General features: G+C 74.9%; 19 protein-coding genes. 7 read left to right on the top strand and 12 right to left on the bottom strand.

The features are described from left to right. Positions 1-76: 76 nt before the first annotated feature. Together ACZ3KJ_RS35080 and ACZ3KJ_RS35075 are read right to left on the bottom strand one after the other, a co-directional pair. On the bottom strand, positions 77-1,003 hold the full coding sequence (locus ACZ3KJ_RS35080) for a zinc-binding dehydrogenase (protein ID WP_467532976.1): 927 nt from the start codon (positions 1,001-1,003) through the stop codon (positions 77-79). A 50-nt stretch (positions 1,004-1,053) separates the two neighbouring features. Next, positions 1,054-1,782 (bottom strand): SDR family NAD(P)-dependent oxidoreductase, encoded by a 729-nt coding sequence (locus ACZ3KJ_RS35075; RefSeq protein ID WP_467532975.1) that lies wholly within the window; start codon positions 1,780-1,782, stop codon positions 1,054-1,056. Between the two features lie 280 nt (positions 1,783-2,062). On the opposite strand from ACZ3KJ_RS35075, the gene ACZ3KJ_RS35070 reads away from it, so the two are divergent. Beyond that, on the top strand, positions 2,063-3,166 hold the full coding sequence (locus tag ACZ3KJ_RS35070; protein ID WP_467532973.1) for a phosphotransferase family protein: 1,104 nt from the start codon (positions 2,063-2,065) through the stop codon (positions 3,164-3,166). A gap of 94 nt (positions 3,167-3,260) precedes the next feature. On the opposite strand, the gene ACZ3KJ_RS35065 is transcribed toward ACZ3KJ_RS35070, so the two are convergent. From ACZ3KJ_RS35065 to ACZ3KJ_RS35050, 4 genes are all read right to left on the bottom strand, one after another. Next, complete coding sequence (locus ACZ3KJ_RS35065) at positions 3,261-3,533, bottom strand: acyl carrier protein (protein WP_389526287.1); 273 nt, start codon at positions 3,531-3,533, stop codon at positions 3,261-3,263. 54 nt (positions 3,534-3,587) lie between these two features. Continuing rightward, a complete protein-coding gene (locus ACZ3KJ_RS35060) occupies positions 3,588-4,823 on the bottom strand; it encodes a ketosynthase chain-length factor (RefSeq protein WP_467532970.1) in 1,236 nt (411 codons plus the stop codon). After that, a complete protein-coding gene (locus ACZ3KJ_RS35055; RefSeq protein WP_467532968.1) occupies positions 4,820-6,088 on the bottom strand; it encodes a beta-ketoacyl-[acyl-carrier-protein] synthase family protein in 1,269 nt (422 codons plus the stop codon). The genes ACZ3KJ_RS35060 and ACZ3KJ_RS35055 overlap by 4 nt, the downstream gene beginning before the upstream one ends. Before the next feature lie 110 nt (positions 6,089-6,198). Next, positions 6,199-7,281: an acyltransferase domain-containing protein gene (locus tag ACZ3KJ_RS35050; RefSeq protein ID WP_467532967.1), complete on the bottom strand. Its 1,083-nt coding sequence runs from the start codon at positions 7,279-7,281 to the stop codon at positions 6,199-6,201. A gap of 285 nt (positions 7,282-7,566) precedes the next feature. Between ACZ3KJ_RS35050 and ACZ3KJ_RS35045 the strand changes: the two genes are divergently transcribed. The 3 genes from ACZ3KJ_RS35045 to ACZ3KJ_RS35035 all read left to right on the top strand — a co-directional run bounded on the left by ACZ3KJ_RS35045 (position 7,567) and on the right by ACZ3KJ_RS35035 (position 10,959). After that, entirely contained in the window at positions 7,567-8,601 is a 1,035-nt protein-coding gene (locus tag ACZ3KJ_RS35045) for a ketoacyl-ACP synthase III family protein (RefSeq protein ID WP_467532966.1), read from the top strand. Further along, positions 8,598-9,356, top strand: a complete 759-nt coding sequence (locus ACZ3KJ_RS35040) for a 4'-phosphopantetheinyl transferase family protein (protein WP_467532964.1) — start codon at positions 8,598-8,600, stop codon at positions 9,354-9,356. Before ACZ3KJ_RS35045 ends, ACZ3KJ_RS35040 begins: the two co-directional genes overlap by 4 nt. 115 nt (positions 9,357-9,471) lie before the next feature. After that, positions 9,472-10,959, top strand: coding sequence for a GMC oxidoreductase (locus ACZ3KJ_RS35035; protein ID WP_467532962.1), 1,488 nt, complete (start codon positions 9,472-9,474; stop codon positions 10,957-10,959). 116 nt (positions 10,960-11,075) lie between these two features. On the opposite strand, the gene ACZ3KJ_RS35030 is transcribed toward ACZ3KJ_RS35035, so the two are convergent. The 5 genes from ACZ3KJ_RS35030 to ACZ3KJ_RS35010 form a co-directional block, all read right to left on the bottom strand. Then, entirely contained in the window at positions 11,076-12,146 is a 1,071-nt protein-coding gene (locus ACZ3KJ_RS35030; protein WP_389526309.1) for an LLM class flavin-dependent oxidoreductase, read from the bottom strand. 107 nt (positions 12,147-12,253) lie between these two features. Next, entirely contained in the window at positions 12,254-13,021 is a 768-nt protein-coding gene (locus ACZ3KJ_RS35025) for an SDR family NAD(P)-dependent oxidoreductase (protein WP_467532960.1), read from the bottom strand. A gap of 91 nt (positions 13,022-13,112) precedes the next feature. Next, positions 13,113-13,574 carry a nuclear transport factor 2 family protein gene (locus ACZ3KJ_RS35020; RefSeq protein WP_467532958.1) on the bottom strand — a complete coding sequence of 154 codons (462 nt, stop codon included), beginning with the start codon at positions 13,572-13,574 and terminating at the stop codon, positions 13,113-13,115. A 29-nt stretch (positions 13,575-13,603) separates the two neighbouring features. Beyond that, on the bottom strand, positions 13,604-14,044 hold the full coding sequence (locus ACZ3KJ_RS35015; protein WP_467532956.1) for a nuclear transport factor 2 family protein: 441 nt from the start codon (positions 14,042-14,044) through the stop codon (positions 13,604-13,606). A 2-nt stretch (positions 14,045-14,046) separates the two neighbouring features. After that, complete coding sequence (locus ACZ3KJ_RS35010) at positions 14,047-14,343, bottom strand: antibiotic biosynthesis monooxygenase family protein (RefSeq protein WP_389526320.1); 297 nt, start codon at positions 14,341-14,343, stop codon at positions 14,047-14,049. A 217-nt stretch (positions 14,344-14,560) separates the two neighbouring features. Here ACZ3KJ_RS35010 and ACZ3KJ_RS35005 point away from each other — a divergent pair, with 217 nt between their 5' ends. The 3 genes from ACZ3KJ_RS35005 (at position 14,561) to ACZ3KJ_RS34995 (ending at position 18,198) form a co-directional block, all read left to right on the top strand. Further along, positions 14,561-16,183 carry an FAD-dependent monooxygenase gene (locus ACZ3KJ_RS35005; protein WP_467532954.1) on the top strand — a complete coding sequence of 541 codons (1,623 nt, stop codon included), beginning with the start codon at positions 14,561-14,563 and terminating at the stop codon, positions 16,181-16,183. 119 nt (positions 16,184-16,302) lie between these two features. Further along, positions 16,303-17,172: an SDR family oxidoreductase gene (locus ACZ3KJ_RS35000; RefSeq protein WP_467532953.1), complete on the top strand. Its 870-nt coding sequence runs from the start codon at positions 16,303-16,305 to the stop codon at positions 17,170-17,172. Positions 17,173-17,535: 363 nt separating this feature from the next. After that, the gene (locus tag ACZ3KJ_RS34995; RefSeq protein ID WP_467532951.1) at positions 17,536-18,198 is read left to right on the top strand and encodes a TetR-like C-terminal domain-containing protein; all 663 of its coding nucleotides are present in this window, start codon (positions 17,536-17,538) and stop codon (positions 18,196-18,198) included. Positions 18,199-18,324: 126 nt separating this feature from the next. On the opposite strand, the gene ACZ3KJ_RS34990 is transcribed toward ACZ3KJ_RS34995, so the two are convergent. Beyond that, the gene (locus ACZ3KJ_RS34990; protein WP_467532950.1) at positions 18,325-19,200 is read right to left on the bottom strand and encodes an AfsR/SARP family transcriptional regulator; all 876 of its coding nucleotides are present in this window, start codon (positions 19,198-19,200) and stop codon (positions 18,325-18,327) included. Between the last annotated feature and the right edge of the window lie 48 nt (positions 19,201-19,248).

Raw genomic sequence — 19,248 nt, 5'->3', positions numbered from 1 at the left:
ACCAGCTGTGCGGAGAACGCCACCGCCCCGGACCGCGCAGCGCGGTCCGGGGCGGTGGCGTCCTGGGCGGGGCCGGTCACAGCACCAGGACCGCCTTGCCGTTGACCTGCCGCGAGTCGAGGCCGCGCAAGGCGGGCTCCGGGTCCGTGAAGTCACCGGTGAACGCGACCTGGGGATCGAGGCCGCCGTCGGCGACCAGCCGCAGCAGCGCGGCCAGATCACGGCCGACGGGCCTGCGGGGCATCTCGTCGAACAGGTGCAGGTAGCGGATCCGGACGCCGGGGCGCGCGTGCCCCCAGTCGAACGGCAGCGACAGGTCGGCGCGCAGCGTGTTGCCGTAGCAGACCACGGTGCCGCGCCGCTCGACCAGCTGGTACGCGCTGCGCAGCACCTCGCCGCCGACGCTGTCGACGAGCACGTCCACCGGCCCCGTCGCCCCGGGGCCGTCCTCGTAGCTCGCCACCGTCCCCGCGCCCAGGCCGGTCAGGCCCTTCATCCGCTCCGCCGAACCGGCCCAGGCGGTCACCTCGGCTCCCGCCGTCCGGGCCAGCTGGACGGCGACCCGGCCGACGCCACCGCTGGCGCCGGTGACCAGGACCCGGCGGCCCAGCACGGACCCGGCGTGCCGCAGGGCGTACAGCGCGGTGAGACCGGCGACGGGGAGGGCCGCCGCGTCCGTCCATCCGACCCCGTCCGGCAGCGGGGCCAGCCGGGCCGTCGACAGGGCCACCCGCTCGCTCCAGCCGTCCCGCTCGGCCACGCCCGCCACCCGGGTGCCCGGCTCGGGACCGCTGCCGTCGGCCGCCGCGCGCACCACGGTGCCGGCCACGTCGAAGCCGAGCCGCGAACCCGGCGGGAGCATGCCCAGCAGCGACAGGTCACCGCGGTTCACGGAGACCGCCCTGACCTCCACGACGGCCTGGTCGGGACGGGGTTCGGGCTCGGGAACCGCCACCGGCCGCAGCCGGGTACCGCCGTCCGCGGGAGTGATGAGTGCTCGCACGTCGCCTCCGGATCTGAGAGGGGGAGTGGGGGAGGAGCGGGGAGCGGCGGTCACCAGCGCACCGCGCCGTCGACGGGCAGCACCGCGCCGTTGACGTAGCCGCTCTCCGGGGAGGCCAGGAAGACGGCGGCACGGCCGACCTCGGCCCCCGTGCCCGGCCGGCCCGTGGCCAGGGTGTCCGCCAGCCGGGGCCAGAGCGCCTCGTTGGCCATCAGGGCCCGGCCCTGCCCCTCGTCGATGAAACCGGGCGCCAGGCAGTTCACCGTGATGCCCTGGGGAGCCAGCTCCAGCGCGCACACCTGCGTGAACAGCTCGACGCCGGCCTTGGCGGCGCAGTACGCGGCGGCACCGGGCATGGCGCGCCGGCCCAGCAGCGACGACACGGTGATGATCCGGCCGCCGTCGGCGTCCCGGAGGTAGGGCACCGCGGCCCTGACGGTGTGGAAGACCCCCGTCAGGTTGGTGCCGATCACGGCGTCCCAGTGCTCGTCGGACAGCGCCGCCACCGGCCCCGGCCGGCTCACCCCGGCGTTGGCGACCACGATGTGCGGGCCGCCGTACCGCTCGTGGACGGTGTGCATCAGCTCGGCGACCGAGTCGGGCACCGTGACGTCGGCCTTGGCGTGGACGATCCGGCTGCCCGGCTCCGGGGCGTCCGGCGGGGCGTCCCGGGCGGCGGCGACCACGACGGCGCCCTCGTCGGCCAGCGCCTGCGCCAGGGCCCGGCCCAGCCCACGGGTTCCGCCGGTGACCACGGCGGTCCTGCCCTGCAAGTGCATCGTTCCTCCTGTACGCCGTGCGGGCGGTGCTCCGTGCCCCCGCCGCGCTCCCTGCGGACAGGGCCGTGGGGGAGACGGCGCACGGGGTCCGGGCACGATGCTGCTCCGCCGCGCTGGCGCGCCGACGGAGTCCGGCTGGAGCCGCCCCCGCCCCGCACCGGGCGTGGCGGCTCCACCGCGGCTGGACCGCGGTGCGAGGGGCGGGAGCGAGACTCGGGCTCCGCCCGGCCGGACCCCGGAACCGGGCGGAACCCCTGCCGTCCGCTGAAGGAGGAAGGCCGTGCCCGTGCCCGTGCAGCGCGACCCCGAACAGACCCGCCTGGCGCTGGCCGACTGGCTCGCGGCCCGGATGCCCCGGGCCCGCGAGGTGACGGTCGGCCCGGTCCGGGTGCCCGGCGCCGCCGGCTACTCGGGCGAGATCCTGCTGTGCGACGCCGAGTGGACCGAGGACGGGACCACCCGCCGCGGCGAACCCCTCGCCGTCCGGGTGGCCCCCACCGGGCACCGCGTCCACCCGGAGGACCGCTGGCCCGAACAGGTCCGGCTGCTCCAGGTGCTCGACGGCACCGACGTCCCCGCGGCCCCCCTGCTGGGCCACGAGCCCGACGCCTCGGTGCTCGGGGCGCCGTTCCTGGTGATGCGCCGGATCGACGGCCGGGTGCCCGCGGACTTCCCCTCGTACCACCGGGAGGGCTGGCTGGCCGACCTGCCGCCGCGGCGCCGCCGCGCCGTCTGGCTCGGCGGCGTCGAGATGCTCGCCGCGATCCACCGGCTCGACCCCCTCGCGCTGGGCCTGGACTTCCTCGACCGGCCGCGGTACGGCACCGGCCACCTCGCGCAGCAACTGGCCGAGTACACCGGACTCCTGCCGTTCTACGGGGCCCAGCACAACGAGGTCGCGGCGGCGGCGTCGGCGTGGCTGCGCGACCACCGGCCCGAGGAGCCCGGCCCGCCCCGGCTGCTGTGGGGCGACGCCCGGCTCGGCAACATCGTCTACGACGGCGAGACACCGGCCGCCGTCCTGGACTGGGAGATGGCCGCGCTGGGCGAGCCCGAGTCCGACCTGGCCTGGTTCCTCCACCTCGACCGGCACCTGAGCGAGGGCATCGGCGCCACCCGGCTGGCCGGACTGCCCGACCGGGCCGAGACGGTGCGGCACTACGAGCACCTCACCGGGCACCGGGTGCGCGACCTGGAGTACTACGAGGTCTTCGCCGCGTTCCGGTTCTGCGTGCTGACCGCACGCGTGACCCGGCTGCTGGAGGAGAGCGGCATCATGCCGCCCGGCACCGACTTCCCGCTCCACCGCAACGCCACGCGCCTGCTGGCCCGCGTCCTGGACGAGCGGGGCGCCCGGTACGGCGACACGGCCGTGCCCCGCTGACGGGACCGGCCGGACCCGCCGACGGGAACGGGCGGGTGGGGCGCACCGCACCAGGTGCGCCCCACCCGCCCGTTCCCGTCCTGCCGGCAGCGGCCTACGCGGCCAGCGTCCGGTTGACGACGTCCAGGAACTCCCGGGGGGTGGCGACGCCGTCCAGGTCGTCGTCGCTCAGCTCGACCCCGTAGTCACGGGCGATCCGACCGGCCGTCTCCAGCAGAGCGAGGGAGTCGTACCCCAGCTCCGCGAAGTCGGCGTCGAGGATGTCACCGTCGAGGTCGACCGACTCGTCCTCGCCCGCGGACTCCCGCATGATGCGGGTGAGGTCCTCCACGGTCAGTTCGGTCACGGTCGCCTTGGCGTCACTCATGAGGTTTCCTTTCGGCGTGGGCGGTGGGTTCGCAGGGACGGACGCGCTGCGCCCTCAGGCGGCCCGCCGGACGACGGCGGCGGCGTTGAAACCGCCCCGTCCGCGGGCCACGACCAGCGCGCAGCGGAGGTCCGCGGCGCGCGGCTCCCCGGTGACGAGGTCGATCGGGTGGCCGGGGCCGGGGCGCGGGACGTTCGCGGTGTGCGGGATCGCGCCGTCCCGCAGGGCGAGCAGCGCGGTCGCCAGGTCCAGCGACGCCCCGCCCGCGAAGAGCCGGCCCGTCATGGTCTTGGGCGCGGTCACCGGGACGCCGCCCGGCCCGAACACCTCGGCGAGCGCCCGGGACTCGGCCCGGTCCAGCTCGGGCACACCGGCGGCGTCGGCGAACACCGCGTCCACGTCGTCCGCGTGCGCGCCGGCGTCCCGCAGCGCGCCCCGGATCGCGCGGACCAGACCGGTCGCGGCCGGGCCGGCCGGATCCGGACCGGGGTCGAACGTCGCCGCGTACCCGGCGAGTTCGCCGTAGCCGCGGACACCGCGCCGCCCGGCGCTCGCCGCGTCCTCCAGCACCAGGAACGCACCGCCCTCACCCGGCACCTGGCCGGCGGCGTCCTCGGCGAAGGGCAGGTACGCCCGGTCGGCCGTGCCACCGGTGCTCATCGCCCCGGAGCTGAGGTGCCCGGCCAGGCCCAGCGGACACAGCGCGCCGTCGACTCCGCCGGTGAGCATCGCGGTGGTGCCCCGGCGGATCTGCCGCCGGGCGTTGCCCACCGCGTCGAGACCGCCGGCCGCGTCGGTCACCACCGTGTTGCTGGAGCCGCGCAGGCCGTGCCGGATGGAGATCTGACCGGTGTTCACGGCGTAGAACCAGGCGAAGGACTGGTAGGCGCTGACGAACCGGCCGCCCTTGCTCCACAGGTTCTGCAACTCCCGCTGCCCGAACTCGAACCCGCCCATGGACGAGGCCGTGGCCACGCCCATGCCGTACGGGGACAGCTCGGCGGGGTCGAGTCCGCTGTCGCGCAGCGCCTCGTCGGCCGCGTACAGGGAGAGCCGGGTGCTGTGGTCGGTCTGCGGGACGAGCCGGCTCGGGATGTGCCGCTCGGGTTCAAACCCCGGTACCTCGCCGGCCAGGCGCAGCGGGTACCCGGCGGCGTCGTAGCGGGTGGTGGGGGCGATGCCGCTGCGGCCCGCCAGGGTCGCGGCCCAGTACGCCTCGGTGCCCAGCCCGTTGGGCGCGGCCACGCCGATCCCGGTGACCACGGCGCGGGCCGTGCCGGTGCCGCTCACGCCGCGTCCCGCTCGGGACGGGCCAGGACGACGGCGGTCTGGAAGCCGCCGAAGCCGCTGCCGACGCTCAGGACGTTGTCCACGGTCGCCTCCCGGGCCCGCAGCGGCACGTAGTCCAGGTCGCAGACCGGGTCCGGCTCGTGCAGGTTGGCGGTCGGCGGGACGAGCCCGTCGCGCATGGCGAGCACGCACGCCACCAGCTCCAGCGCGCCGATCGCGCCCAGCGAGTGCCCGATCATCGACTTCACCGAGCTGACGGGCACGTCGTAGGCGTGCCGGCCCAGGGCCGTCTTGAAGGCGGCGGTCTCGTGCCGGTCGTTCTGCTTGGTGCTCGACCCGTGGGCGTTGACGTAGTCGAGCGAGCCGGGCGTGAGGCGGGCCTGGGCGAGGGCGGCGGTGATGGCGTCGGCCATCTCCGTGCCGTCGGCCCGCAGCCCGGTCATGTGGTACGCGTTGCAGCGCGTGCCGACCCCGGCGACCTCGGCGTAGACGCGCGCGCCGCGCCGCCTGGCGTGCTCCAGCTCCTCCAGCACCAGCACGGCGGCGCCCTCGGCGAGGACCAGCCCGTTGCGCGTCGCGTCGAACGGGCGGGAGGCGTGCTCCGGGTCGTCGTTGCGGGGCGTGGTCGCCTTGATGGCGTCGAAGCAGGCCAGGGTGATGGGCGAGATCGGGGCGTCGGTGCCACCGCTGATCACGATGTCCGCGCTGCCCTCGCGGATCAGGTCGGCGCCGTGGCCGACCGCGTCGAGCCCGGAGGTGCAGCCGTCCGAGACGAGCGCCACCGGGCCCTGCGCGCCCACCAGCCGGGCCAGCTCGGCCGCGATCGAGCTCGGCACGAAGTGGTCGTAGAGGTGGGGCACGGCGTAGCGGTGGTCGACCAGCCAGTCGGCGCCCTCGTCGCTGAGGACGGTGTACTCCCGTTCCATGCTGGTCGTGCAGCCCACGGCGTTGCCGAGGGACACCCCGACGGTGGTGGGGTCGTCCCCGGGCAGGCCCAGTCCGCTGTCCGCGACCGCCTCGCGGGCGGCGGCGACGGCGAACTGGGTGGCCCGGTCCATCCGGCGGACCTCCTGCCGGCTCAGTCCCGCGGCGACCGGGTCGAAGTCGCATTCGGCGGCGACCCGGGACCGGTAGGGCGCCGGGTCGAAGGACGAGATCGTACGCGTGGCCGTACGGCCGTTCGAGATCAGCTCCCAGTACTCCTTGACGCCCGGCTTGCCGGGTGCCACTGCACCGATCCCTGTAATGACGATGCGACGCTCCATGACATCCTCACTCACAGTCGGCGGGGTCCGGTGACCGGCCCCGGCGTGCCACGCTCGCAGTCCTGCCTGGAGGCCGGATCGCGGGCCTCTGGATCCGCGCTGGTCCGCGCTCACCGCGCGCTCGTCGCCGTTGCCGTCCCGCTCGCTGCCGCCGTCCCGGTCGCCGTCGCCGTCGGCAGCGGGTCCTGCGTCAACGCGCCCTCGGACAGCAGCCGTTCCACCGCCGTACGCAGGGTGCGCAGGTCCGTGTCGTCGCCCCGGGCGCGCGGCGGGAGCAGCCCCAGCGCCGCGGAGCGGCCGGTGCCGACCGCCGGGTGGCGCCGGGCGAGGGCGGTCAGGCTCTGGCCCGGGCCCGTCTCCAGCAGCAGCAGTCCACCGGCGCCGAGCAGCGCGTCGAGCGCCGGGCCGAAGAGCACCGGGGCGGCCGGCTGCCCGGCCCAGAAGCGGGGGTCGGCGGCCTCGGCCGCGGTCAGCGCGCGGCCCGTGTACCCCGAGTGCAGCGGCAGCCGCGGAGCCCGCAGCGGCAGCCGGGACAGCGCGGGCAGCGCGGCCTCGGCCACCCGGGCCAGGGCCGGGCTGTGGAACGGACTCAGGGCGCGGGTGCGGCGGCAGGTGAAGCCCGCCGCGCGCAGCCGTGCCTCCGTGTCGGCGAGCGGGCCGGTGGAACCGGCGAGGATCACCTGGCGGGGCGCGTTGACGGCGCCGACGACCACGTCGGCGTGCAGATAGGGCGTCATGTCGGCGGCGGACGCCTGCACGGCGAGCATGCCGCCGGCCGGTCCGGCCTCGATGTGCGCCACCCGGTCGGCCATCAGCCCGACCGCCTCCTCCAGGGTGAAGACACCGGCCAGGGTGGCCGCCGCGACCTCGCCGACACTGTGGCCGAGCAGGGCGGCGGGGCGCACGCCCCAGTCGAGCACCATGCGGCCCAGCGCCCAGTCGACGGCGAAGAGCAGCGGCTGGGCCCGGCGCACCCCGTCCGGGTCCAGGGACGGGCGGTCCGACAGCCAGTCGGCGCGCAGCACGGCGCCCTCGGCGCCCCACGCCTCGAACACCTCGTCCAGGAGGCGACGGAACGGCGGATGGCCGCGGTACAGGCCCGCGGCCATGAACGGCTGCTGCGCCCCCTGGCCGGGGAACAGCAGGGCCACACCGCGGGGTACGGGGGCCGGGGGCGGGGTGTTCGGACGCACGGCTGCCTCCTCGGGACAGGGACGGCGCAACGGCCGCACCCTCCCACCCCGGTCTGGAGCCGCCCTGGAGGCGCGGAGGGCCGGTGCCTCTCCAGCCGGACCCCACCCCGCTCCCAGCCCCCGCTCCGAGACTGGAGGCACGGCCGACGCGGCGTGACCCGTCTCCTCGGCTCAGCGCGCGCCCACCGCACACGGCCGCCGGACAACGGTCACCACGCCGTTGTCCGGCGGCCGTTGGGCGTTGTGGGCCCCCGGTCGCAGGCGAACGACGAGAGGTACCGGCACATGAGGTTCGAAGAGCTGTACATCAGCGGTGTCGCCGCCCACATACCCGGGCGGGTGGAGGTCGCGGGCGTCGTGGAGAGCGGCGCGTTCGACCGCAAGCTCGCCCGGCAGACGGATCTGGCGTCGGTCGCGGTCTCGGCCGGCGAGTCCCCGCCGGAGATGGCCGCCCGGGCCGCGCTCACCGCCGTCGAGCGGTCCGGCACCGTACCCCAGGACGTCGACCTGATCCTGCACGCCGACGTCTACTACCAGGGGCACGACCTGTGGGCCCCCGCCTCCTACATCCAGCGCGTCGCCGTGGGCAACCGGTGCCCCGCGATCGAGGTACGGCAGATGTCCAACGGCGGCATGGCGGCGATGGAACTGGCCGCGAGCGCCCTCGCCGGCGGCGCCCGGGGCAGCAGCGCCCTGCTCACCACGGGGGACCGGTTCTGCGCCCCGGGCTTCGACCGCTGGCACAGCGACCCCGGCACGGTGTACGGCGACGCCGGCACCGCCCTGGTGCTGTCCCGGCGCCCCGGCTTCGCCCGGCTGCGCAGCCTCGCCACCGTCTCGGAGCCGGAGCTGGAGGCGATGCACCGGGGCGACGACCCGTTCGGCGTGGCCCCCTTCGGCGTGCGGCAGCCGATGGACACGGACGCGCCCAAGCGGGCCTTCGTCGACGAGGTGGGCATCTCCTACAGCGTCTCCCGGGTCAACGCCGGACAGACGGAGGCGCTCAAGCGCGCGCTGAGCGACGCCGAGGTGGAGCTGTCCGACATCGACTGGTTCGTACTGCCGCACTTCGGGCGCCGCCGTCTGAGCCAGACGTACCTGCGCACGTGGGAGGTCGCCCCGGAGGCCACCACCTGGCCCTGGGGCCGGACCGTGGGACACCTCGGCGCGGGCGACCAGTTCGCGGGACTGGCGCACCTCGCGGAGTCCGGCAAGGCCCGGCCGGGCCAGCTCTGCCTGCTGGCCGGGGTCGGCGCGGGGTTCACCTGGTCCTGCGCCGTGGTGGAGATCCGCCGCGCCCCGTCCTGGAGCAGCCCGTGACCCGCTCCCCGGCCCTGCCGCGCCCCGGGGAGATCCACCTCTGGGAGGGCCGGACGGAGGCGGACACGGCCGGCGCCGCGCCCCCGCCCGGCGGCTCGGTGCTGTCGGCGGACGAGAGGGAGCGGCTGCGGCGGCTGCGCCACCCCGTGGCGGCGGCCCGGTACGCCGCCGCCCACACCGCCGTACGCGCCGTCCTGGCCCGCTACCTCGGCACCGAGCCCGGGCAGGTGGCCCTCGGCCGGGCCGCCTGCCCGCAGTGCGGGGACCCCCGGCACGGCCGGCCCGTCGTGCTGCACCAGGAGCTGACCTTCAGCCTCTCCCGCTCCGGCCCGTCCTGGCTGCTCGCCCTCAGCGCCGGGCACCCCGTCGGCGTCGACCTCGAACGGGAGCGCCCGGTGGACCTCGACGCGATGGCGCGCTCCGCGCTGTCCCCGGCCGAACGGGCCGGCCTCGCCCGCGCCGGCGACCGCCGCCGGGAGTGGCTGTTCCGCTGCTGGACCCGGAAGGAGGCCGTCGTCAAGGCCTCCGGGGCCGGAGTGGGAGCGCCACTGCGGCGGGTCGAGACGGATCCGGCGGCCGCCGGCGCCGTCCTCGTGCCGCATCCGGTGGGCGGCGGCGGGCGTGAGTGGTGGCGGGTGCGGTCCCTGGCCGTCGGGCCCGGCCGGCACGCCGCGGTCGCCGTGCCCGCGTCGGCCCCGGTCGGACGGGTGCTGCTCCGGCGCTGGCCGGGCGGCCCTGCACCGGCTCCACAGTGAGGCTCCACCGCCGTCCGCGATGTTCGACGCGCCGCACAGTCCAGGACCGGCAAGACCGATAAGACCGGCAAGACCGGCAAGACCGGCAAGACCGACAAGACAGGGAGGCCGCCCGGTGGAAAGGCAGCAGCACCGTGCGCAGGTGGTGATCGTCGGCAGCGGTTACGGAGGATCGATCGCCGCCCTACGGCTGGCGGAGGCGGGCGTGGACGCCGTTCTGCTGGAGCGGGGGCGGCGCTGGCCGGTCGACGACGCCGGCGACACCTTCGCGACGCAGACCGCGCCCGACGGCCGCGCGGCCTGGCTCAGCGAGACCTCGCCGCTCACCGACGCGAAGCTCGACGTGTACACCGGCGTCCTGGAGTTCGTGCCCGGCAGCGGCATGAACGTCCTCGCCGGCGCCGGGGTGGGCGGCGCCTCGCTCGCGTCCAACGGCACCATGTGCGAGCCCTCGGCCGAACTGTTCGCCCACACCCTCGGCGACGTCCTGGACCACCGCGAGATGCGTGAGCGGTGGTACCCGGAGGCGCGGGCCCTCATCGGCTGCGAACCCGTCCCGGACGACGTCTACCACTCCGAGTTCTACCGCTCCGCCCGCTCGTTCGCCGACCAGCTGGACAAGGCCGGCATCCCGTGGAGCAAGGTCGACCTGGCGGTGGACTGGGACGTGGTCCGCCAGGAGATGGCCGGCACCCGGGTGCGGTCCCAGATCGACGGGCTGAACGTGTTCGGCGTCAACAGCGGCGCCCAGCGCAGCCTCGACCGCACCCTGCTGGCCCGCGCCGAGGCGTCCGGGCACCTCGACGTACGGCCGCTCAGCGTGGTGACCGCCGTGCACCCGGCGGACGGCGGCGACGGCACCGGCTACCACGGCTACCACGTCGACCACGACCGGATCGACGAGCGCGGAACGGTGGTGTCCCGGCACCGGATCACCACCGACCGGCTGGTGCTGGCGGCCGGCACCCTGGGCACCAACCGGCTCCTGCTGCGGGCCCGGGAGACCGGCGCGCTGCCCGCCCTGGACGCCGCGCTCGGCACCCGGGTCGGCAACAGCGAGGTCATCACGGCCCGGACCGGCATGCAGGAGAACAACCCCCGGCAGGGCGGTCCCGCGGCGGTCATCGCGCAGGACTGGCGGGAGAATCCGCTCGGCCCGGTGTCCCTGCTCAACTTCCCCTGGCCGGACGCCCCGGAGGGCGAGGGCTGGATCACCACCATCGGTTCCGTCCCGGCGCCGGCCCTCGGCGCCTTCCACTACGACCCCGGCAAGGACGACGTCGTCCTGACCTGGCCGGCCGACGACCCGGCCCTCGCCCGCGCCCAGTCCGCGATCACCCACACCCTGGCCCGGCTCAACGAGGCCAACCCGGGCAGCCGCACCGCGTTCAGCCGGATCGGCACCACCGGCGGCAACGTCGTCGGCGGCGTACCGCTGGGCACCGTGACCGACGACGCCGGCCGGGTCAACGGCCACCACGGCCTCTACGTCGTGGACGGCTCCCTGCTGCCGGGCACCGGTGTCCCCCCGGCCCTGACCGTGGCCGCCGTCGCCGCCCGCGTGTCGGAACGGCTGGTGAGCGACGTGGTCGGCCGGCGCTGAGCGCCCGCCGGGGGCCGGCCGCCGACGGCGTCCCGGCTCCCCGCGGCCGTCGCCGTACGACGTCAGGGGCTCCCCCGGACCACCGGGGGAGCCCCTGGACGTGCGTGCGGGCGGTGTCAGCCGGCGGGCGGGGTGTCGCGGAAGTGCGGCACGACCCGCTCCGCGAAGAGCCGCATGCTGCGCGCCGACTCCTCGTGGCTGGGGTTGCCGGAGATCACCTGGAGGCTGATCACCACGTCCCCGAACCACTCGCGGATCGTCCGGAGCCGCTCGGTGACCTCCTCCGGGGTGCCGACCAGGGCCTTGTTCTCGGCCAGCGACCGGCCGAAGTCGGCCCGGGCGATGTTCTCCACGACCTTCTCGTAGCCGGCGTAGACCGTGCTGCGCCGTTCGCCCCAGGCGGCCACCGCGTCGCGCATCACCGCGTTGCTGCGCCGCGCGTACACCTCGCCGCGGGCCCGGGCCTCGGCGGCGTCCTCGCTGAGGTAGCAGTTGTAGCTCATGTGGACCTCGCCCTCACCGGGATGGCCCGCGTCGGCCCACGCCTTGCGGTACAGGCCCAGCATCTCCTGCACCGTCTCGCGCTTGTTGATCGACGGCACCATCATCAGGCCGTGGCCGTCGCGGCCGGCCTGCTCGCAGGAGGACGCCGTCTTCGCCGTGGCGACCAGGATCGGCGGGTGCGGACGCTGGTAGGGCCGGGGCAGCAGGGTGACCGGCCCGAAGGAGTGGAAGGTGCCGTCCCAGACGACGTCCTCCTCGCTCCACAGCCGCCGGCAGGCGCGCACCCCCTCCTCGAAGCGGGCCCGGCTCTCGTCCAGGTCGATGCCGAAGGCGTCGAACTCGTCGGGCAGGAAGGCCCGTCCGAAGCCGACCTGGAGGCGGCCTCGGGAGAGGTTGTCGAGCATGGCCAGCTTTCCGGCCAGCTTCAGCGGATGCGTGAACGCCGGGATGACGGCGCCGGTCACCAGCTTGACGCGGCGCGTGCGGGCCGCCGCGGCGGCCAGGAACGTCACCGGGTCCGGGCTGTAGCCGCCGTACTTGAAGAAGTAGTGCTCCACCGTCTTGACGTGGTCGAACCCGAGCTCCTCGGCGAGCTCGGCCAGGCGCAGGCTCTCCTCGAAGTAGTCCGCCGCGTCCTTGTCGTCCGGGCCTACCGTGGGAAAGAGGTTGATGCCGAATTCCATGGGGGCTCCCTTGGGGTGACGTTCAGGAGTGGGCGGTCAGGAGTGGGGGGGGGGCAGGAGTGGGCGGTCAGGAGTGGGGGCAGAGCGGCGCGGTCAGAGCGGCGCGGTCAGAAGACGACGCTCGCGCCGCCGTCCACGGGCAGCACGAGCCCGGTGGCGAACGACGCCTCGGGACGGGCCAGGTTGACGATCCACCAGGCGATCTCCTCCGGCTGGCCCACCCGCCCCAGCGGCACACGGCCGCGCTGCCGGTCCCGCAGCCGGGCGATGCCCTCGGCGTCGAGCCCGGCGTGTTCGGCGATCGGGGTCTCGACCGGGCCCGGGGCGACGCCCGCGACCCTGATGCCCCGGGGGGCGAGTTCCAGCGCCCAGGTGCGGGTGAGGAAGTCGAGGGCGGCCTTCGTGGCGCCGTAGACGGAGTGGGCGGGCCAGCCGCGCTGGTTGCCGGCCGTGGTGACGTTGACGACGAGCCCCTTGGCGGCCTCCAGTTGCGGCAGCGCCTCCTGGGTGAGGAACAGCGGCGCGAGCAGGTTGGTGGCCACCTGCTCCCGGGCGTTCGCCCGGTCGATGCGGCCCAGTGGCGCGGACCGCATCGTGACGGCGTTGTTCACCAGGACGTCGATGCCGCCGAGTTCGCTCACGGCCGCCGCCACCACGGCACCCGGGGTCTCCGGGTCCGAGAGGTCGGCCGTGAGCGTGGAGATCCCGGCGCGGCCCCGGGCGGTCTCGGCGAGTACGCCGGCCCTCCGGCCGACCACCAGGACCCGGGCACCCTCGGCGGCGAAGGCGTGCGCGACCGCCCTGCCGATTCCGGTACCGCCCCCGGTGATCACGACCGCCCGGTCCTGGAGCACGCCCTGTGCTGGCTGAGACATGGCTGCACTTCCTCGGTGGAATGCGCGGGGCCGCGCCGGGGACGTGCCCCGGACGGCCCTCGCGGAAGATCGGGACGCGATCGGCTCGCGCTCAGTACTCGTAGCGCTCCCCGTCGGCGCCGACCGGCGACCACCACAGGTTCGCCTGCGTGACCCCGTCGGCGAACAGCGCGCTGCGGCCCTCGACGATCCGGCCGTCCTCCCAGCGCAGCACGTGCACGCCCTCGACCCGGAGACGCTCGTACGGGGAGGTCGCGCCGTCCTTGGCGTGCTCCCGGTAGCCGTCCAGGCGGTACACGTCGATCGACACCCCCGCCTCCGGGTCGACCAGGACGTTCAGGGTGTCGGAGGTGATGCGGCCGCCGGTGGCGGCCATCAGCTTGCCCATCTTCTCCAGGTAGTCGTCCAGGCCGACGAACCAGCCGGCGTACTGGTGGTTGCCCGGCATCTGGAAGCGCACCTCCTCCGACCAGTACCGGGCGATCTGCTCCCGGTCCCCGGTCAGCAGCGAGGCGTACGCCGCGGCCACGCGCTCGCGTGTCAGCTCGGTCATGCTCACAGCCTTCCTTCTTCGCTCGGTGATCAGGTGCCGTCGTGGGTGATGAGGCGGTGCCTGATCCGCCACTGGTCGTCCTGGAGGACCAGGACGTCCTCGCCGGTGGTGCTGAGGTAGGTGGTGGCCCGGCCGCCGTTCGGGGTCTCGAAGACCATGGCGTAGTAGCGGGTCAGCACCGTGCCGGCGTCCTGCCGTTCGGCGGCGACCATGCCGAACCAGTGGCGCCGCTGCACGTCACGCGTGGCCAGCCGGTCCATCCCGGCGCGCATCCGCGCGGCGATGACGGCGCGGCCCGCCCACGGCTCCGGCTTGACGTTCTGCGCGAACACCCCGTCCTCGGTGAACCCCTCGGCCCACTCCTCGGCCGCCCGCTCGTCGAGGAGCTGCATCTGCTGGGCGTAGAACTGGAGGATCCGCGCGTACGTCTCGCCGTCGACCGGCTGGGTGATCTTGAGGGGTCCGGACACGCTCAGACCTCCCCGACCCCGTACTCGACCACGTCGGACAGGTGCGGTTCGCCCTTGATGACCGTACCGAGGGCCTTCAGCCGGGTACGGAACTCCGGCTCCTTGAGCGCCTGTTCGAACGACGCCTGGTCCTGCCACTCGGCGACGTTGAAGTACACGGAGGGATCGTTCTGCGAGCGGACGAGCTGGTAACGGACGAGGCCGGGACGGGTGCGCATGAACTCGGCGACATGGGCGTAGACGCGTTCCAGGTCCTCGGCCGCTCCGGTGAGCGTCAGCTTGTTGACGAAGACGACCACGGCGACTCCTGTGTCTCGAAGGGTGACGGGGGCAGTCGCGCGGACCGCCCCTCCCACCCTCGGTGCCGCCGCTGATGAGCGGTTGGGGCGGCGGTGGAGGGACCCGTGGGGCCACCCGGCGTGGACGGGGACCCCACCGGTGCTCCAACGGCCCCGCCCAGACTGGGCGCCGCGACGACCAGCCCGTAGCGACGACCAAGACGACCAAGGAGTGGCCGTGTCGGACGAGCACGTACCCGTTCTCATCGCGGGCGGTGGCCTGGCGGGCCTGACCACCGCCCTGTTCCTGGGACTGCACGGCGTCAGACCGCTGGTGGTCGAGAAACACCCCGGCACCTCGGTCGTGATGAAGGCGCGCGGTCAGTACCCGCACACCATGGAGGTGCTGCGCGTCGGCGGCGTCGCCGACCGGATCGCCGAGGCCGGCCCGGACGGGGGCACCGGCGCGTTCTACATGGTGGTGGCCGACACCCTGGCCGGGCCCGTCCTGAAGGCGATCATGACCGAGGGCGAGATGGCGATGCGTCGTGTCTCGCCCGAGGACTGGGCGATGGCCAGCCAGGAGCGGACCGAGGTGATCCTCGCCGACCGGGCCCGTGAACTCGGCGCCGAGCTGCTCTTCGAGACCGAACTGGTCTCCTTCGAGCAGTCGGCGGAGGCGGTCACCGCCGTGCTCCGCGACGTGCGGACCGGCGCCGAGCGGACGGTGACCGCCGACCACCTGGTCGGCGCCGACGGCCGGCACAGCCCCGTGCGCGAGCGACTGGGCATCGGCATGCACGGCCGCGGGCACCTCGGGGAGATCTTCCGGGTCTTCTTCGACGCCGACATGAGCGAACCGCTGCGCGAGCTGCCGGGGGTCGCCGACGGCCGCAAGTTCGCGCTGTTCTGGCTCCAGAGTCCGGTGCCCGGCGTCTTCTACACCACGGACGTGCCCGGCCGGTACGGCTATGTGCTCGGCATGTCGCAGAACCCGCCGGACTTCGACTCCTTCACCGAGGAGCGCTGCGCCGAACTGGTCCGCACCGGTCTGGGCCTGCCCGACCTGCCGCTGAAGGTCGTCGAGACGGGACGCACCGACATCGTCAGCGAGATCGCCGACCGGTTCGGCGAGGGCCGCGCCCACCTGGTCGGCGACGCGGCCCGGCTGGTGCCCGCCCCGGGCGGGCTGGGCGGCAACACCGCCGTCACGGACGGCTTCTACCTGGCGTGGAAGCTGGCGATGGTGGTCAAGGGCGAGGCCGGGCCCGGACTGCTGGACAGCCACGACGCCGAGCGCCGCCCGGTCTCGGAGATGATCGGCGAACAGCAGCTGCGCAACACCGTGGAACGGCTGGCGGGTTACCTCGACGACGGGGCGCTCGCCGCGCCGCTGCCGCCCGTCGTCCAGGTCTTCGGCTACCGCTGCGCCGCCGGCGCCGTGGTCCGCGAGCCGGACGACGCCGGGGAACTCATCGAGGACCCGGCCGCCCCGACCGGCCGCCCCGGCTCACGGGCGCCGTACGTGCCGCTGCCCGAGGGCGCGCCGGCCGCGTCCACCACCGCCCTGTTCGGCCGCTCCTTCGTCCTGCTCACCGGGGACGAGGCGGGCGAGGAGTGGGCGGCCGCGGCCGAGGAGACGGCCGGGCGGCTCGGCATCGCCCTGCCCGTGCACCGGCTGCCGGGCACCGAGTGGGAGAAGCCGTACGGCGTCACCGGGGCGGGCGCGGTGCTGGTGCGCCCCGACCGCTTCGTCGCCTGGCGCTCCCGCGGGCCGGTCGGGGGCGCCGACGCCGCGGCCCGGGCGCTGGAGAGCGCCCTGCGCACCGTCCTCGACCGCCCCGACCCCGCCGGCCGCTGACGGCCGGCCCACCCCTCCCTCGCAGCCACGAAGCGGCCACGAGCAGCCACGAGCAGCCACGAAGCGGCCACGAGCAGGCACCAAGCAGCCACGAAGCAGCCACGAACGAGGAGACGACGATGATTCTGGTGACCGGAGCCACGGGGAACGTGGGCGGGAAGGTGCTGTCGCTGCTGCGGGCCGGCGGGCACAAGGTGCGGGCGCTGACCCGCGACCCGGGACGGGCCGCGCTGCCCGCCGGGCCGGACCTCGAGGTGGTCGCCGCGGACCTGGGCAGCCCGCGGACGCTGCCGCCCGCCCTGGACGGGGTGCAGAAGGTCTTCCTGATGTCGCTCGGCGCGAACAAGGCCACGCACGACGCGCATCTCGTGGCCGCGGCGCGTGAGGCGGGCGTCGAGCACATCGTGCAGCTGTCCACCCTCGGGGTGGAGATGGCCGAGGACCCGAAGGCCAATCCGCTGGGCCACTGGCACCGGATCGCCGAACAGGCGCTGCGGGACTCCGGGGTGCCGTGGACCATCCTGCGGCCCAACGGCTTCATGAACATGAACCTGGGCTGGGCCGCGTCGATCAAGGCCGAGGGCGTCGCCCGCGGTCCGCTCGCGGACGTGCCGGAGGCGATCGTCGACCCGCGCGACATCGCGGAGACCGCGGTGAGGGCGCTGACCGAGGAGGGCCACGAGGGGAAGGTCTACGAGCTGACGGGACCCGAGGCGCTGACGGGTCGTCAGCAGCTCGCGGTGCTGGGCTCGCTGCTCGGACGGGAGCTGCGCTTCGAGACGGTGCCGCTCGCCGCGCACCGGGAGATGCTGCTGCGCCACTTCTCCGAGGAGACCGTGAACGGGGTGATCACGACACTGGAGGAGGCGATCGAACACGGCAGCGAACTGCACGGCCGCCTCTCACCCGACGTCCACCGCGTCCTCGGCCGCGCCCCCCGCTCCTTCACCGACTGGGCCCGCGACCACCTGCACTTCTACCGGGCCTGATCCCGAGGCTCGCGCGGGTCGGACCTCGCGGCCCGCCCGGGCCTGCGGCCGCCTGTCCGCCTCCGGGCGGACGGCCCCTGGCGGACGGCCCCTGGCGGACGGCCCGTGGTGGACGGCCCGTGGTGGACGGCCCGTGGCGGACGGCGTCCGGGTGGGTGGCGTCCGGCGGGCGGCCTCCCGGCGGGCGGCGTCCAGGCGGCTGGCGTCCCGGTGGGCCGGCATCCCGTGCGCGGGTGACTGGTGGCGGCGGGACCCGTCGCGGCGGGACCGGCGTGCCGGTGTGGCGCCCGTGCCGGGGACGGAAATGGCACACTCTGTTCCGAACAGCGGAGCAACAGCACGTCGACGCACCAGGGAGAGCCGATGTCCACGCAGGCCGACGCCGCGAACCGCGGCACGCGGGCGTCCGGGCGCGGTATGGACCCACGGGCCGCCCGCAGCCGGGCCGCGGCCCTGGCCGCCGCCCAGGAACTGCTGGTCGAACAGGGCTGGGCGGCGGTCACCCATGTCGCGGTCGCCGCCCGCAGCGGCGTCGGCCGCACCACCCTGTACCGCCACTGGCCGGACGCCTTCTCCCTCATCTACGAGGCCATCGCCCAGCGCATCGACTCGGTCCGCCCGGCGCCCACGGGGGTGTTGCGCGACGACCTGATCAGGCAGCTCGACGGGCTGCGGGAGCTGCTGCACGACCCCGTGGCGGAGCGCGGCATGCGGGCGGTCATCGAGCGCGCCGGGGTGGACCCCTCGTTCACCGACCTCAAGGAGTCGCTGTTCAGGGCGGGCTCCGGAGGCTTCCGCGCCATCCTCGAACACGCCAAGGCGGGCGGCGAACTGCCCCCCGGCCTGGACACCGAACTCGCCATCGACCAGCTCGCCGGCCCGCTGATGTTCCGCCGCCTGCTGGCCGAACGGACCTTCGGCGCGGACTACGTCCACGCGGTCACCGACGCCTTCCTCGCGGCCAACGCGACGGGTACGACGGCCGGCCGCCCCTCGCCGCCAGGGGAGCGCGCCGACGAGGGCTGAGACCCCGCCCCACGGGGGAGCGTCGCCTCAGCCCTCGTCCGCGCGCTCCCCGGCACGCCCCCTCGTCGCCTTACGCGGTGCTCAGGGCCGTACGCGATGCCCAGCGCCGTACGCGGTGCTCAGCGCTCAGCGTCGTACGGATCCCGCCGCCACCAGCTCTCCGTCCGCGGCCCTCGGCCGGCCGGCCGGCGCGGAGGGCTCGGCGGCCAGCACGGAGTCGGTGCACGCCAGCATGTCGATGGCGGGGTCGCCCGCCAGGATCGCCTGGTGCAGGCGCCGTACCCGGGGGGAGGGGTCCAGGCCGAGTTCCTCGCGCAGCACGGTGCTCAGCCGCTGCTGCACCTCCAGCGCCTGGATCCGGCGCCCGGTGCGGTGCAGCGCCAGCATGAACTGGGCGTGCAGGCTCTCGTGCATCGGGTACCGGGCGGTGAGCCGGCTCAGTTCGCCCAGCAGTTCCTGGTGCCGGCCAAGGCGGAGATCCGCGGCGATGCGCTGCTCGTGCACGCTCGTCCGTTCCTCCTCCAGGCCCACGAGATGCGCCCGCAGCACCGGACCGCGCTGGACGTCGGAGAGCGCGGTGCCCTGCCACAGCCGCAGCGCCTCGGACAGGCAGGCCGAGGCCCGCGCGTCGTCGTGCCGGAGCGCCGCGCGCCCTTCGCGTACGAGGCTCCAGAACCGGTTGGTGTCGAGTTCGTCGCTGCGCACGGCGAGGAGGTACCCCCCGTCCCGTGTCTCCAGGATGCGGCGGGCGGCCTGGAGGCTGCCGATCCGCGGCACCCGCCGCAGGCTGCGGCGCAGTTGCAGGATGTACGACTGGAGGGTGGAGAGCGCGCTGTTGGGAGGGGAGTCCTCCCACAGCTCTTCGATACACGTGTCGGTGGACACCACCTGGTTCGCGTTGAGGAGCAGCAGGGCCAGCAGCTGCCGCTGCTTCGGTGCCGTCGGTGTGTAGGACACCCCGCGCTCGTGCATGCGCAGCGGCCCCAGTACAGAGAATTCCACGACGTCTCGTACACCTTCCCGGTAAGTGACCTGAGTTGTTGCCGCGCG

This window comes from Streptomyces sp. NPDC003248 (genome assembly GCF_055563235.1).
The sequence above is the reverse complement of the archived record's forward strand: the minus strand, read 5'-3'. Positions and strand labels throughout refer to the sequence as shown.

Coding starts and splice junctions, on each gene's coding strand:
- ACZ3KJ_RS35025 (WP_467532960.1), bottom strand. CDS start 13,021: ATGTCTCAGCCAGCACAGGGCGTGCTCCAGGACCGGGCGGTCGTGATC.
- ACZ3KJ_RS35000 (WP_467532953.1), top strand. CDS start 16,303: ATGATTCTGGTGACCGGAGCCACGGGGAACGTGGGCGGGAAGGTGCTG.
- ACZ3KJ_RS35045 (WP_467532966.1), top strand. CDS start 7,567: ATGAGGTTCGAAGAGCTGTACATCAGCGGTGTCGCCGCCCACATACCC.
- ACZ3KJ_RS35055 (WP_467532968.1), bottom strand. CDS start 6,088: ATGGAGCGTCGCATCGTCATTACAGGGATCGGTGCAGTGGCACCCGGC.
- ACZ3KJ_RS35075 (WP_467532975.1), bottom strand. CDS start 1,782: ATGCACTTGCAGGGCAGGACCGCCGTGGTCACCGGCGGAACCCGTGGG.
- ACZ3KJ_RS34995 (WP_467532951.1), top strand. CDS start 17,536: ATGTCCACGCAGGCCGACGCCGCGAACCGCGGCACGCGGGCGTCCGGG.
- ACZ3KJ_RS35020 (WP_467532958.1), bottom strand. CDS start 13,574: ATGACCGAGCTGACACGCGAGCGCGTGGCCGCGGCGTACGCCTCGCTG.
- ACZ3KJ_RS35030 (WP_389526309.1), bottom strand. CDS start 12,146: ATGGAATTCGGCATCAACCTCTTTCCCACGGTAGGCCCGGACGACAAG.
- ACZ3KJ_RS35065 (WP_389526287.1), bottom strand. CDS start 3,533: ATGAGTGACGCCAAGGCGACCGTGACCGAACTGACCGTGGAGGACCTC.